11 protein-coding genes are annotated in these 14039 nt (G+C 60.8%); 5 read left to right on the top strand and 6 right to left on the bottom strand.

The genetic code is table 11. The features are described from left to right. From WA157_RS05855 to WA157_RS05845, 3 genes are all read left to right on the top strand, one after another. On the top strand, positions 1 to 176 hold a 176-nt coding region (locus WA157_RS05855; RefSeq protein WP_422620076.1), incomplete at its 5' end, for an FAD-binding protein. 102 nt (positions 177 to 278) lie between these two features. Then, positions 279 to 2069: an acyl-CoA dehydrogenase gene (locus WA157_RS05850; protein ID WP_422620074.1), complete on the top strand. Its 1791-nt coding sequence runs from the start codon at positions 279 to 281 to the stop codon at positions 2067 to 2069. 100 nt (positions 2070 to 2169) lie between these two features. Then, on the top strand, positions 2170 to 3135 hold the full coding sequence (locus WA157_RS05845) for an NAD(P)H-dependent flavin oxidoreductase (protein WP_422620073.1): 966 nt from the start codon (positions 2170 to 2172) through the stop codon (positions 3133 to 3135). Between the two features lie 39 nt (positions 3136 to 3174). Here the strand turns inward: WA157_RS05845 and WA157_RS05840 are convergent, their stop codons facing one another. The 3 genes from WA157_RS05840 to WA157_RS05830 all read right to left on the bottom strand — a co-directional run bounded on the left by WA157_RS05840 (position 3175) and on the right by WA157_RS05830 (position 7163). After that, complete coding sequence (locus WA157_RS05840) at positions 3175 to 4149, bottom strand: rhodanese-related sulfurtransferase (RefSeq protein ID WP_422620072.1); 975 nt, start codon at positions 4147 to 4149, stop codon at positions 3175 to 3177. A 48-nt stretch (positions 4150 to 4197) separates the two neighbouring features. Continuing rightward, positions 4198 to 4899: a VIT1/CCC1 transporter family protein gene (locus tag WA157_RS05835; RefSeq protein ID WP_422620071.1), complete on the bottom strand. Its 702-nt coding sequence runs from the start codon at positions 4897 to 4899 to the stop codon at positions 4198 to 4200. A 176-nt stretch (positions 4900 to 5075) separates the two neighbouring features. Then, positions 5076 to 7163, bottom strand: coding sequence for a dehydrogenase (locus WA157_RS05830; protein WP_422620070.1), 2088 nt, complete (start codon positions 7161 to 7163; stop codon positions 5076 to 5078). 197 nt (positions 7164 to 7360) lie between these two features. Here WA157_RS05830 and WA157_RS05825 point away from each other — a divergent pair, with 197 nt between their 5' ends. Both WA157_RS05825 and WA157_RS05820 read left to right on the top strand, forming a co-directional pair. After that, entirely contained in the window at positions 7361 to 8611 is a 1251-nt protein-coding gene (locus WA157_RS05825; RefSeq protein WP_422620069.1) for an iron-containing alcohol dehydrogenase, read from the top strand. A gap of 237 nt (positions 8612 to 8848) precedes the next feature. Then, positions 8849 to 9244, top strand: coding sequence for a hypothetical protein (locus tag WA157_RS05820; protein WP_422620068.1), 396 nt, complete (start codon positions 8849 to 8851; stop codon positions 9242 to 9244). Positions 9245 to 9304: 60 nt separating this feature from the next. On the opposite strand, the gene WA157_RS05815 is transcribed toward WA157_RS05820, so the two are convergent. The 3 genes from WA157_RS05815 to dnaK all read right to left on the bottom strand — a co-directional run bounded on the left by WA157_RS05815 (position 9305) and on the right by dnaK (position 13984). Beyond that, positions 9305 to 10669, bottom strand: coding sequence for an MBL fold metallo-hydrolase (locus WA157_RS05815; RefSeq protein WP_422620067.1), 1365 nt, complete (start codon positions 10667 to 10669; stop codon positions 9305 to 9307). A gap of 122 nt (positions 10670 to 10791) precedes the next feature. Then, positions 10792 to 11931 (bottom strand): molecular chaperone DnaJ, encoded by a 1140-nt coding sequence (dnaJ, locus tag WA157_RS05810; protein ID WP_422620066.1) that lies wholly within the window; start codon positions 11929 to 11931, stop codon positions 10792 to 10794. Positions 11932 to 12028: 97 nt separating this feature from the next. Beyond that, positions 12029 to 13984, bottom strand: a complete 1956-nt coding sequence (gene dnaK / locus WA157_RS05805; protein WP_422620065.1) for a molecular chaperone DnaK — start codon at positions 13982 to 13984, stop codon at positions 12029 to 12031. Positions 13985 to 14039: the final 55 nt, after the last annotated feature.

Genomic DNA, 14039 nt, shown 5'->3' with positions numbered 1-14039 from the left:
AGCTGTACATCGCAGTCGGTATCAGCGGCGCGATCCAGCATCTGGCCGGCATGAAGGATTCCAAGGTGATCGTGGCCATCAACAAGGACCCCGAGGCGCCGATCTTCTCGGTGGCCGACTATGGCCTGGAAGCGGACCTGTTCGTGGCGGTGCCCGAACTGGTTGCCGCGCTGTAGGCCAGGCACAAACAGGGCATCGTTCGCGGTGCCCTTTTTTTTTCGCGCCCGGTTTGAACGATTGAACGTGCGCGCTTTCTCTTTTCCATTTGGAGACTCACCATGAGCTACGTTGCCCCCCTCAAAGACATGCTTTTCAATCTCAAGTATCTCGCCGATATTGAGCAGATCGCCCAGTTGCCAGGTTTTGAAGATGCTGGTTTTGAGACGGCGCAAGCCGTGCTGGAGGAAGCGGCCAAGTTCAATGAGGGGGTGCTTGCGCCGCTGAACTGGGAGGGTGACAAAAACCCCTCCAGTTGGAAAGACGGCGTGGTGACGGCAACACCCGGTTTCAAGCAAGCGTTTCGCCAGTTTGCTGACGGTGGCTGGCAGGGCTTGCAACACCCGGTCGATTTTGGTGGCCAGGGGCTGCCCAAGACGATTGGCGCGGCCTGCGGAGAAATGCAAAACTCAGCCAACATGAGTTTTGCCCTGTGTCCGCTGCTGACCGACGGCGCGATTGAAGCGCTGCTGACGGCCGGTTCCGACGAACTGAAAGCCACCTACCTTGAAAACCTGGTCAGCGGCAAGTGGACCGGCACCATGAACCTGACCGAGCCACAGGCTGGCAGCGATCTGGCCGCCGTGCGCAGCCGCGCTGAGCCGCTGGCAGACGGCAGTTACAAGGTGTTTGGCACCAAGGTTTTCATCACCTGGGGCGAGCACGATATGGCCGAAAACATCGTCCATCTGGTGCTGGCCCGCGTCACTGGCGCACCGGAAGGCGTCAAGGGCATCAGCCTGTTCGTCGTGCCCAAATTCTTGGTGAACCAGGACGGCTCGCTGGGTGCCCGCAACGATGTGCAATGCGTCAGCATCGAGCACAAGATGGGCATCAAGGCCAGCCCGACGGCCGTGCTGCAATTCGGTGACCATGGGGGGGCTTTAGGTTACCTGGTGGGCCAGGAGAACCGCGGCCTCGAATACATGTTCATCATGATGAACGCGGCCCGCTTTGGTGTCGGCGTGCAGGGCATCGCGATTGCCGAGCGCTCTTATCAACAAGCGGTGACCTTTGCCAAAGACCGGGTCCAAAGCCGTCCGGTCGATGCTCTGGCACCTGCCAACGCGACCATCATCTACCACCCCGATGTGAAGCGCATGCTGATGACGATGCGCGCCTACACCGAGGGCTGCCGCGCCATGGCGACGGTGGCGGCTGCGGCCTATGACGCGGCGCATCATCACGCAGACGCCGAGGTGCGCAAACAGAACCAGGCGTTCTATGAGTTCATGGTGCCGCTGATCAAGGGTTACAGCACCGAGATGAGCCTTGAAGTCACCTCGCTGGGCGTGCAGGTGCATGGCGGCATGGGCTTCATTGAAGAAACCGGTGCGGCGCAGTACTACCGTGATGCCAAGATACTGACCATCTACGAAGGCACCACCGCCATTCAGGCCAATGACCTGGTCGGGCGCAAGACCGCGCGTGATGGCGGGCAAACCGCCAAGGCGCTGGCCGCGCAGATTGAAGCGACGGAAGGTTTGCTGGTCAAGAACGGCAGTGCCGATGCGGTCGCGGTCGCCAAGCGTCTCAAGGCGGCGCGTGTGGCCTTTGTTGACGTGGTGAACTTTGTGGCGACCAACACCAAGACCCGGCCCAGTGATGTGTTTGCCGGCAGTGTGCCCTACCTGATGCTGGCCGGTAACCTGATGGCCGGCTGGCAGTTGGCGCGCGCGTTATTGATGGCACAGGAAGAGATCGCCCAAGGGGTGGACGTGTCCTTCATGCAAGCCAAGATCATCACGGCGCGCTTCTATGCCGACCATTTGCTGACCAAGGCCCCTGGCATGCGCGACGCCATTGTGGACGGCTGCGAGAGCGTCACGGCGCTGGCCTTGGATGCGTTCTGATCTGATTTAAAACTGCTACATATCTAATAGCTGCTCGCGCTTGCTGGACAAGGGCTAGCGGCTATTTTTATCAATGAAATTTCATGTTGACGGAGATCCGATGTCCCACTTGCCTGCGCCCCTGAACCGCTTGCCGTTCCCCGTGATCGGCTCGCCCTTGTTCATCATCAGCAACCCGAAGCTGGTGATTGCCCAGTGCATCGCCGGTGTGGTCGGTGCCATGCCGGCGCTCAATGCGCGCCCGGCCGAGCAGTTGGAAGAATGGCTGATAGAAATCACCGAGGCACTCTCTGCCTACAACCTGGCCCACCCGGAGCAACCCGCCGCACCCTTTGCCATCAACCAGATCGTGCACAAGAGCAATGACCGCCTGGAGCATGACATGGCCCTTTGCGTCAAGTACAAGGTGCCGATCATCATCACGTCCTTGGGCGCGCGCGAAGACATCAATGCGGCTGCCCACTCCTACGGCGGTGTGGTGCTGCATGACGTCATCAACAACAAGCATGCGCACAAGGCGATCGAGAAGGGCGCTGACGGTTTGATTGCAGTGGCGGCCGGTGCCGGCGGACATGCTGGACTCAAGAGCCCGTTTGCGCTGATTCAGGAAATCCGCCAGTGGTTTGACGGCCCGCTGGTCCTGAGCGGTGCCATTGCCACCGGCGACGCCGTGCTGGCCGCGCAGGCTTGTGGAGCGGACTTTGCCTATATCGGTTCCGCCTTCATCTCCACCGAAGAAGCACGGGCCGCACAAGAGTACAAGCAGGCCATTGTCGACAGCAACTCGGACGACATCGTCTACAGCAACCTGTTCACCGGTGTCCATGGCAACTACCTGGCGCCCAGTATCCGCGCCGCTGGCCTGGACCCCGAGCACCTGCCGGAAAGCGACCCCAGCAAGATGAATTTTGGCGGCGACAAGTCCAGAGCCTGGAAAGACATCTGGGGCTGCGGCCAGGGCATTGGCGCCGTCACCAAGGTTCAGAGTACCGCCGATTTTGTGGCCCAGCTCAAGCGCGAGTACGCCAGTGCGCGGGCACGACTGCTGGCAAAAAATTATGCCTGATTTGGCTGCAGCCCCCGTGAAATAAGCACTTAGTGCTATCTAAAGTGTAGCGTTGCAAGCGCCTGCCGTGGCTGGCTTGGCTTTCGGTTCCGGGCTCGCGCCGATATGCACTTGCTGACGTGCCTTGGCCAGCTCCCATTGGCGCTGGCGTTCGCGGGCGCTGTCTTTCTGAATGTCGCGGGTGATAGCATGGCATTTGGGGCAGCTCACCCCCGCCTCAAACAGCGGTGATGCGAGCTCAGCGTCATCCAGAGGCTGCCGGCAGGCTCGGCAAAGATCGTGCTGCCCAGGTAGCAGGCCGTGGCCAACCGACACCCGTTCATCGAACACAAAACACTGGCCCTGCCAAAGGCTTTGCTCAGGGGGAATCGTCTCCAGGTATTTCAGGATGCCGCCTTCCAGGTGGAAGACCTCGTCAAAGCCTTGCGCCCGCAGCAGGGCCGTGGACTTCTCGCAGCGGATGCCGCCGGTGCAAAACATGGCGACCTTGGGCTTCTTGCCGGTGGCCGGATGCAAGGCGGGCGCTTGCGCCAGCCATTGCGGCAGCATGGCAAAACTCTGGATGTCCGGGTTGACGGCACCCGCAAACGAGCCGATGCCGACTTCGTAGTTGTTGCGTGTATCGATCAGCACCACATCGGGGTCGCCAATCAATGCGTTCCAGTCTTGCGGTTTGACATAGGTGCCAACCACAAGGGTCGGGTCGATGCCCGGCACGCCCATGGTGACGATCTCGCGCTTGAGGCGCACCTTCATCCGGTAAAACGGTGCTTTGGCTGACCGGGCTTCCTTGTGTTGCAGGTCTGCCAGGCGCGGATCACGCCTGAGATAGGCCAGCACGGCGTGCACGCCGACCGCCGGTCCGGCAATCGTGCTGTTGATGCCCTCGGTCGCCAGCAGAATGGTGCCTTTGACGTCGTTGGCTTCGCAGCAGGCGAGCAGCGGTGCTTTGAGCTGGGCGAAATCGGGCAGTTCGACGAACTTGTAGAAGGCGGCGGTCAGGAATTCAGTCATGTCGGCATTCTCGTGTCACAGCGCAGCGGCTCACCCGTTGCCGCTGCATCAAACGACCGCACCGAACAGGGCCCCGACACCCGCCGTGATCGCCATCGCCAGGGCGCCCCAGAAGGTGACCCGCGAGGCGCCCACCAGAATGCCAGCGCCGCCAACCCGGGCGGCGACGGCGCCCAACAAGGCCAGGAAGACCAGCGACGTGCCGGACACCCAGGCAATCAGATAGGTCTCGGGCGCCAACGCGGTGACGGCCAGCGGCAGCACGGCACCAACGGCGAAGCTGGCGGCCGACGCCAGCGCGGCCTGAATGGGCCGGGCGCTCAGCGTCTCGGAGATGCCGAGCTCGTCGCGCGCATGGGCGCCCAGGGCGTCGTGGTGCATCAGTTGCTCGGCCACCTGCTGCGCCAGGCCGGGCTGCAGCCCCCGCGCGACATAAATGGCTGCCAGTTCACGCCGCTCCGAGGCGGGGTCCAGTTCGAGCTCGGCGCGCTCACGCGAGAGGTCGGCTGTTTCGGTGTCTGCCTGCGAATGGACCGAGACATACTCACCCGCGGCCATCGACATGGAGCCCGCCACCAGCCCCGCGACACCGGTCAGCAAAATGCTGCCATGGCTCGCACTGGCAGCCGCAACACCAACCACCAGACTGGCGGTTGAAACGATACCGTCGTTGGCGCCAAGTACGGCCGCGCGCAGCCAGCCGATCCGGTCAGTGCGGTGACGTTCAGTGTGACGGTGGTGTAACTTCATAGGCCAGGTGTTGTCGCATTCAAGGTAGGTTCGGTATTGTCAAGGATTATTGATTGCTGACAATCTCCGTCCCTGGCACGCGACCGTAGCGACAGTGCAGGATTGCGGTCCCGGTCCCGGTCTTGGGCTGGTGGGGCATCTGCGGCCACGGCGAAGCCGCTGTGGCCGGCCGGCATCTATCTGGCTTGCAGTCTCGGTTTTCTCTTCACGGCTGCTACCGGTTTTGTCCGCGTTTTTCTGGCACGCGCCGCCAAGGCCAGCTCGCGCACACGCTCAATGTCCGCATCGGAAAACACCCCATTGACGCCGGAGATGGCCGCCAGCTTCATGCCGTGCTTCAGGCCCAGGCGGTAGATCTCGCGCACCTTTTCCCATTCGATGGCACGGCCGACCGTGTAGTTCTCGAACCTCCCCTCCAGCGCCAGCACGATGGTTTCGGCCAGGCAGGCATAGGCCAAGTTTTTGGGCAGGCCGATGTTCTTCATCTGGACATCCCCTGGCAGCTCGATTTCACCGGATTCGATCACCAGCACATCCGGGCGCTTGACGACCTCCTCGGGCGGCAGGTCCAGCGGGCGTGCCACATCGGTGATGACGCAGCCGGGCTTGACCTTCATGATGTCGAGCACCTTCTTGCCGGCGCCGGAGGTGGCGGTCACGATCATGTCCATGCCGGCGATGTCCTTGTCGGCCCGGGCTGACAGAAACAGCCGGGCGTCCGGTGTCTCTTTCAGGATGGAGTCCTTGAGCGACAGCAGTTTGGCGGTCTCGGGGGAGACGAGGTAAAGCTCCTCGGCAAAAGTGGCCAGCAGGCGGGCGCAGACCGAGCCGATAGCCCCGGTGGCACCGACCACCATGGCCTTGAATTGCACTTTCTGGCCCTTTCTGGGCATGGGTAGCAGTCGCATGCGCAACAAGGCATCATGCGCGGCCCACAACGCCCCGGAGGCGCTGTAGCTGTTGCCCGTGGTGATAGGTAGGGGCGCGCGTTTGGCGACGGTCAGCCCCGCATCGCCCACCACCTTGGTGAAAGCGCCCAGGCCCATGATCTGCGCGCCCAGCTTTTGGGCCATGTCGGCCGCGGCCAGCAAGCGGCGGTAGGTAAATTCGGGGCTGTGGGCCATGATCTCCCTGGGTGTTCCCCCCACCGAAATCAGCCACCCTTGAGCTTCCACACCCGTGGGCGACTTGATCCCCGTCACCCTTGAATAAACAAAGGGCGGGGCATAGGCCAGCACCTTTTCCAGTGAATCCATGAACAGGGGCGGCGACACCTGCGACAGCAACTCGATGGGCTTGACCACCTTGAAATACTCCTGCGACAGGGGATGGATGACGAAGGCAAAGCGGTTGACGCGCTTGAATCCGCCCGGGTAAAGAAGGCGTGGTTCCATCTGCAAATCGGTGATGATTTCCAGGTAGTCGTCCTCCAGCAGATCTTGTGGGTTCTTGCCGCTGGCGGCGATGATCATGGCATCCAGGATATTGGGGCCCAGCACGTGCTCGAACATTCTGGGCGCGCCATCAATCACCAGGTGAACGCCCTTCTCCTTGAATTGGGCCAGCCGCTCCTCGTTGACCGAGGTGGTGATGAGGGTCTTGCCAGCCAGTTCTTCCGCATTGAAATCGTCCAGTTCATGCACCGGTGCCACGATCACGGTCGCTTCCTGCATCGCCTTGCCCAGCACGAAACGGCTCCACTGCTTGACGGGGGCGCAAGACATCACACTTGGCAACGCCCAGTCGGACACGTAGTGCGCACCAGCGGCATACAGCTCCAGGGCGTTCAGTGAGCTCAGGAGCTTGGGCACCCCGAACTGCAACAGCGGGTCGGCAAACTGCAGGTTCTGGCTGTACTCCGCCATGCACGTTGCCAGCTTGTAGTTGCTCATGCCGGAAAAAAACAGGGTTCTGGCGTTGTTGAAATAGTTGCCCAGCTTGATCTGCACATGGCGCAAGGCCCATTCCTGCAGGATGTCGTTCAAGCGACCCCCGGTGGTCACCGGGATGCGCTTGACGACGCTTGCCATGCGGGCGCTGTCTTTTTCAATGTAGCGGCGGGATCCGACGTTGTAGCTGTCTTTCGCGACCCCCAAGCCCAGCACATCGGCGTGTTTTTCCCAGTGTTTCAGCAGGCTTACGGCCTTGCTCGTGCTGCCGTCGGTGCCCAGGCGCTGAACACGGATTTGCTGCCCCATGAAGGATGCAACAAACTCAAAATCCTGGGCACGCGCGCCCAAGCTGATGCTGACGACTCTTTTCATGTGTCCGTCCGGTGAAGGCATTTCCACTTTGCCGCTGGCCACGGATTCGCGGGTTGATCATGATCAACCCGCCACCTTCTTCCTTGTCATTAAATTGGACATATTTCACTGAATGCTCGGCAGACGCAACTGGCCGGTTTTGCGGCAAGTTCTGAGCGCCGGGGCCACCAGGCGCAACCAGGAGAACGATGTTGACCATGAATCTGATCGCGGACGTGGGGCGCTCGGTGGGGCTTTCGGCCGTCATGCGGGCGGCGGGTCTGGTGACGCGACTAATGCCCATACCGCAGCCCACCCTGCTGGTGGGACCCGGCTCAAGTGCGCGGCTGGGACAAGCTGTCTGCGGCGTTGGTCATCGCAAGGTCCTGATCGTCACCGACCCCATCGTCTCCGGTCTGGGCTTGCTGAATCGATTGACCCAGGCCTTGACCGAAGGCGGAACGGCCTTTGTGGTGTTTGATGAAATCACCCAGGACGCGCCCATCCCGCTGATCGAGAAAGGAATTGCGGTTTTCAAGACCGAGGGCTGTGACGCCATCGTGGCCTTTGGCGGTGGCTCGGCGATGGATGCCGCCAAGGCTATTGGGCTTTCGGCGGCCAACCACAGGTCGCCGCGCAGCCTGGCCGGGTATTTCAGGGGCTTGCACGCACCCGTGCCCATCTATGCTGTGCCAACCACCGCCGGCACCGGTTCTGAAGTGACCGTGGCCGCTGTCATTTCCGACCCTGAAAACAAGAAGAAATTGGTGATTGCCGATACCCGCATCGTGCCAAAGATGGCGGCCCTGGACCCCGTCTTGATGACCGGGCTGCCGCGCCATGTCACTGCCGCCACCGGAATGGATGCGCTGACCCATGCAATTGAAGCCTTCATCGGCCACTGGTCCACCGACGACTCCGATCGCATGGCGCTGGCCGCGGTGCGCCTGATTTATCAAAATTTGCGTACGGTCTACAAGGACGGCAACAACCTCGAGGCGCGCGAACAAATGGCGCTGGCGGCGACCTATGCCGGCCTGGCATTCACACGGGCCAATGTAGGCAATGTCCACGCCATTGCCCACCAACTCGGCGGCAAATACCACACGCCGCATGGTCTCGCCAATGCCATCATGTTGCCGCATGTCCTGCGGTTTTACGGCCCTGCCGTCAATGAGAGATTGGCGGTTCTGGCGCTGCACGCTGAAGTGGGGACCCAGGGGGAACCAGAGGACGTGCTGGCACAGAAGTTTCTGGCGTCGGTGGATGCGCTGAACCACGACCTCGGCATTCCGCGCCAACTGAACGCGCTGCGCAAAGCGGACATTCCCGCCTTGGCGAGAGCTGCCTGCCGTGAAGCGGACACCAATTACCCGGTGCCACGCTATATGTCGGCCGAAAGCTGTGCGGCCTTGATTCGCGCCGTGTTGCCAAAACCCGCCGCACGCAAAAAGCTAAAGGCGTTGTGACGGGCTCTGACTGACGTCTTCAGTCCTGTCTTTTTCAAACCTGCCAGCAATGAGCGGTTCGTGACAATTTTCGCCTCGGTACGCGAGCGCACATACAGCGCGGTATTTTTGGCCTAGCCTTCAACAATGCAATGTGGTCCACCCAGTCAGCCGCTCTATGCGCCAGCCAGCCATAACAAGCGGTCTGTGGTCTCAGACCCTCTGCATTCGTCATTTCGTATCACCAAGGAGTTCATCATGACCAGCATACGCTTTGCGTTTCGCAATCTCGCCCTCGCCGCAGCGGCCACCTTGCTGTGCACTTCAGCCGCCCTGGCGGCGAACGCCAGTGCCATGGCCGACGCGCAGGCGCGCTATCGCCAGGACATGGCGGCGTGTGCCAGCGGGCAATCAAACCAGGATATTGCAACCTGCCGTCGGGAGGCCAAAAACGCCTTGGCCGAAGCCAGGCGCGGTGCCCTCAACAGTGCCCCCGACCAGTATCAGCAGAATGCGCTGCGGCGCTGTGACGCCCACCAAGGTGAGGACCGCATCGCTTGCCAGGCGCGCATTCTCGGTGAGGGCAATGTCCAAAGTGGTGTCGAGGCTGGCGGAATCTTGCGCAAGAGCGTGACGGTTACGCCCGGCCAATAGGCTGGGTAGTGCAACGCAGCACGGTGATGGCACGTCCTGACAAAGCTTGCGGGCTCTGGCTCAGGTCGGCCAGGTCGAACCGTGCTCCGGCATGATGGCCCGCCAGCCCAACTCGTGCTTGATGCGTTTGCGAAATTCGTCTGAGGCACCCCACTCGCCGTGGGTCACATAGACTTGGTCAGGTGACTCGGGCATCGTGCGCAGCCAGGCCAACAGCTGACTGGCGTCTGCGTGCGCTGAGGCCGACTGCAACTGCACCACTTCAGCCTGGAGTTCCACATCGTGGCCGTGGATGCGCACCGACTTGGCGCCACCGGCGATGGACGCGCCGCGGGTGCCGGGCGCCTGGTAGCCGGTCAGGATGATCATGTTCCGGTGGTTCCCCGCGTAGTGCGCGAGGTGATGCAGCACGCGCCCGCCGGTGGCCATGCCGCTGGCTGACAGAATCACCATCGGGCCATGGCGACTGGCCAGGGCACGTGACTCATCGGTGCTGTTGACCATGGTGGCGCTGTGCGTCAGCGCGTGGGTGTCCTTGCTGCTGAGCCGGTGTTCACCCTGATGCGCTTCAAATAAATGGGTGGTGTGCACGGCCATCGGGCTGTCCAGAAATACAGGTAGCGAGGTGGGGAGCTCACCGCGCAGCTTGAGTTGATGAATCGCGTGCAGCAGCGCTTGTGCCCGCCCCACAGCAAACACCGGAATCACCGCCACGCCGCCGCGCTTGGCCAGCTTTTGCAACGCGGGCGCCAGTTCGGCCAGCACGTCTTCCTGCGGGTGTTCGCGGTCGCCATAGGTGGACTCGATCAAGACCGTGTCGGCGGCCGGTGCCTTCGCCGGGGGATTCATGATCAGGTCGTCGGTGCGCCCCAGATCACCTGAGAACAGAATGCGCCGTCCGGCCACTTCCAGCAACACGCTGGCGGCACCCAGAATGTGCCCGGCCGTGGAGAACGTGACGCGCCAGCCGGGGATGGGCTGGAAGGTCTTGCCAAAGTCGACCGCCTTTATACGGGGCAGGCAATCGAGTGCATCTTGCCGGGTGTACAGGGGCAGGGCGGGCGCGTGTTTGGAGAAACCGTGGCGGTTGGCAAACGCAGCGTCTTCTTCCTGGATGTGACCGCTGTCGGGCAGCAGGATGCGGCACAGGTCGCGTGTGCCGCTGGTGGCGTGCACATGGCCCGCGAAGCCGTCCCTGACCAGCAGCGGCAGGTAGCCGCTGTGGTCCAGGTGGGCATGGGTCAGCACGACCGCATCAATTTGGTTCGGCGCGACCGGCAAACGGGTCCAGTTGCGCAAGCGCAGCGGCTTGTAGCCCTGAAACAGGCCGCAGTCCACCAGCAGAGATTCGGCGCCGTGGCGCACCAGGTACTTGGAGCCGGTGACGGTGCCGGCGCCCCCCAGAAAAGTAATGTTGACGCTCATGTGGAAATCTCCCGCTTCGGTGATGTCATGCCCACACTATGCACAAAAAAATGCCACGAAGACAGTTAAATCTTTCGTGGCATTTCTGGTGCGTCAATTTTCATGACGTTATGTGATTTTCCTCAACTGAAAAAACTTTTCAGCCGGTCGGTCCAGCTGTCGCCGCTGGGCGAATGTTTGCTGCCCCCTTTTTTGAGCGACTCGTCAAGCTCGCGCAGCAGCTTGCGCTGGTGTTCGCTCAACTTGACCGGTGTCTCCACCAGAATGTGGCAATACAGATCGCCGGGATAGCTGGCGCGCACGCCCTTGATACCTTTGCCGCGCAGCCGGAACTGCTTGCCGGTTTGGGTTCCTTCAGGGATATCAATGGCGGCCTTGCCGGCCAGTGTTGGGACATCAATTTCGCCCCCTAATGAGGCCGTGACGATGCTGATCGGCACCGAGCAATGGATGTCATCGCCGTCACGCTCAAAAATGTCGTGTTTCTTGAGGCGGATTTCGATGTACAGGTCACCGGCCGGGCCGCCGTTGGTGCCAGGCTCCCCGTTGCCGGCGCTGCGAATGCGCATGCCGCCGTCGATACCGGCCGGAATCTTGACTTCCAGAGTTTTCTGCTTTTTGATCTTGCCCTGCCCATGACAGGCCGTGCAGGGCTCGGGAATGACTTTGCCGGTGCCGCGACAGGTCGGGCAGGTTTGCTGCACGCTGAAAAAGCCCTGGCGCATTTGCACTGCGCCCGAGCCGCTGCAGGTGCCACAGGTCTTGGCCTGGGTGCCGGGTTTGGCACCGCTGCCATGGCACACGTCGCACGCGTCCCAACTGGGAATCCGGATCTGGGCATCCTTGCCCCGAGCCGCTTCCTCCAGCGTCACCTCCATCGCATAGCTCAGATCGCTGCCACGGAAAACCTGGCGTCCGCCGCCCGCACCGGCCCGACCGCGCTGCTGGCCAAACATGTCGCCAAAAATATCGCCAAAGGCTTCGGCGAAGCCGCCATAACCTTCCGCGCCGGGTCCGCCGCGCATATTGGGATCAACACCGGCATGGCCGTGCTGGTCGTAGGCCGCACGCTTTTGCGGGTCCGACAGCATTTCGTAGGCTTCCTTGGACTCTTTGAATTTTTCCTCAGCCACCTTGGAGGCGTCGCCCTGATTGCGGTCCGGGTGATGCTTCATCGCATGTTTGCGATAAGCCTTTTTGATTTCTTCGTCAGAGGCGTTCTTGGGAACGCCCAGGACTTCGTAGTAGTCTCTTTTAGCCATGTCTTTGAGTGCCTGGTTTCAACGCAAACGCCGCGTTGAATAGATATTCAACGCGGCGCCCCTTTTCAGTGTTTACAACAATGTCCAGCGCAAGCGCTTAACCTTTTTTGACTTCTTTCACTTCCGCGTCGACCACATTGTCGTCAGCCGCCTGGTTTGAAGTGTTTTGTGCACCCGCTGCCGCTTCGGCACCTGAATCGCCTGCGCCCGCTTCAGCGGCCTGTTTGGCCTGCATGTCGGCATACATTTTCTCGCCCAGCTTCTGGCTGATGGTCATCAAAGCGGTGCTTTTTTCCTCAATATGCGCCTTGTCGTCACCTTTGATGGCGTCTTCCAGGTGCTTGATCGCCTCTTCGATCTTTTCCTTCTCGCCGGCTTCGAGCTTGTCGCCGTATTCGGTCAGGCTCTTCTTCACGCTGTGCAAGCTGGCGTCGGCCTGGTTCTTGGCCTGCACCAAGTCAAGCTTGCGCTTGTCGTCGGCGGCGTTCAATTCAGCGTCTTTCACCATTTGCTGAATCTCTGCTTCGGTCAGGCCGGAATTGGCCTTGATGGTGATCTTGTTTTCTTTACCCGTGCCTTTGTCCTTGGCGCCCACATGCAGGATGCCGTTGGCGTCGATGTCAAACGACACTTCAATTTGCGGTGTGCCCCGGGCGGACGGTGGAATGCCTTCCAGGTTGAACTCACCCAGCATCTTGTTGCCAGCGGCGATTTCGCGTTCGCCCTGAAACACCTTGATGGTCACAGCCGGCTGGTTGTCGTCGGCGGTCGAGAAGGTCTGTGCAAACTTGGTCGGGATGGTGGTGTTCTTGGTGATCATCTTGGTCATGACACCGCCCAGCGTCTCGATACCCAGGCTCAACGGGGTCACGTCGAGCAACAACACGTCCTTGCGGTCGCCGGACAGCACCTGGCCTTGAATGGCAGCACCGACGGCCACGGCTTCGTCCGGGTTCACGTCCTTGCGCGGTTCGCGTCCAAACAATTCCTTGACCTTTTCCTGCACCTTGGGCATGCGCGTCATGCCGCCGACCAGAATCACGTCGTTGATGTCAGCCACGTTGACACCCGCGTCCTTGATGGCAGTGCGGCAGGGCGCAATGGTGCGTTCGATCAATTCTTCAACCAGCGACTCAAGCTTGGCGCGGGTGAGCTTGATGCTCAGGTGTTTCGGGCCGGAAGCATCGGCCGTCACGTAGGGCAGGTTGATGTCAGTCTGCGCACTGCTGGAGAGCTCAATCTTGGCCTTCTCGGCGGCTTCTTTCAGGCGCTGCAGGGCCAGCACGTCCTTGCCCAGATCAACCCCTTGCTCTTTCTTGAACTCGGCGATGACGAAGTCGATGATGCGTTGGTCAAAATCTTCGCCGCCCAGGAACGTGTCGCCGTTGGTGGACAAAACTTCAAACTGCTTTTCGCCGTCAACGTCGGCAATTTCAATGATGGACACGTCAAAAGTGCCACCACCCAAGTCAAAAACCGCGATTTTGCGGTCGCCTTTTTCAGTTTTGTCCAGGCCGTAAGCCAGTGCTGCAGCGGTCGGTTCATTGATGATGCGTTTGACATCGAGTCCGGCGATGCGACCCGCGTCTTTGGTGGCCTGACGCTGTGCGTCATTGAAATAAGCCGGCACCGTAATAACGGCCTCGGTGACGGTTTCGCCCAGGTAGTCCTCGGCCGTCTTTTTCATTTTGCGCAGCACATCGGCGCTGACCTGCTGGGGCGCCATCCGGTTGCCGCGCACTTCGACCCAGGCGTCACCATTGTCAGCGGCTGCAATTTTGTAAGGCATCAGGTTGATGTCTTTCTGGACTTCCTTTTCAGTGAACTTGCGGCCAATCAGCCGCTTGACGGCGTACAGCGTGTTCTTCGGGTTGGTCACCGCCTGACGCTTGGCCGAGGCGCCGACCAGTACTTCGCCGTCTTCCTGATAAGCAATGATGGACGGCGTGGTGCGCGCCCCTTCAGAGTTTTCAATGACCTTGGGCGTGTTGCCCTCCATGATGGCGACGCAACTGTTGGTCGTGCCCAGATCGATGCCGATGATTCTTCCCATGATTTTTCCTTAAATGAAAGTCAGATGCTTTTAACGTGTGGATCAGCCGAAAATT

This window comes from Rhodoferax ferrireducens, assembly GCF_049302455.1.
GTDB lineage: Bacteria > Pseudomonadota > Gammaproteobacteria > Burkholderiales > Burkholderiaceae_C > Rhodoferax > Rhodoferax ferrireducens_B.
This window is presented reverse-complemented; position numbering and strand designations above follow the sequence as displayed.

Bases quoted from the DNA above. Each gene is read 5' to 3' on its own strand.
- WA157_RS05850 (WP_422620074.1), top strand. From the start codon at position 279: ATGAGCTACGTTGCCCCCCTCAAAGACATGCTTTTCAATCTCAAGTAT.
- WA157_RS05835 (WP_422620071.1), bottom strand. From the start codon at position 4,899: ATGAAGTTACACCACCGTCACACTGAACGTCACCGCACTGACCGGATC.
- WA157_RS05825 (WP_422620069.1), top strand. From the start codon at position 7,361: ATGAATCTGATCGCGGACGTGGGGCGCTCGGTGGGGCTTTCGGCCGTC.
- dnaK (WP_422620065.1), bottom strand. From the start codon at position 13,984: ATGGGAAGAATCATCGGCATCGATCTGGGCACGACCAACAGTTGCGTC.
- WA157_RS05845 (WP_422620073.1), top strand. From the start codon at position 2,170: ATGTCCCACTTGCCTGCGCCCCTGAACCGCTTGCCGTTCCCCGTGATC.
- dnaJ (WP_422620066.1), bottom strand. From the start codon at position 11,931: ATGGCTAAAAGAGACTACTACGAAGTCCTGGGCGTTCCCAAGAACGCC.
- WA157_RS05820 (WP_422620068.1), top strand. From the start codon at position 8,849: ATGACCAGCATACGCTTTGCGTTTCGCAATCTCGCCCTCGCCGCAGCG.
- WA157_RS05830 (WP_422620070.1), bottom strand. From the start codon at position 7,163: ATGAAAAGAGTCGTCAGCATCAGCTTGGGCGCGCGTGCCCAGGATTTT.
- WA157_RS05815 (WP_422620067.1), bottom strand. From the start codon at position 10,669: ATGAGCGTCAACATTACTTTTCTGGGGGGCGCCGGCACCGTCACCGGC.
- WA157_RS05840 (WP_422620072.1), bottom strand. From the start codon at position 4,149: ATGACTGAATTCCTGACCGCCGCCTTCTACAAGTTCGTCGAACTGCCC.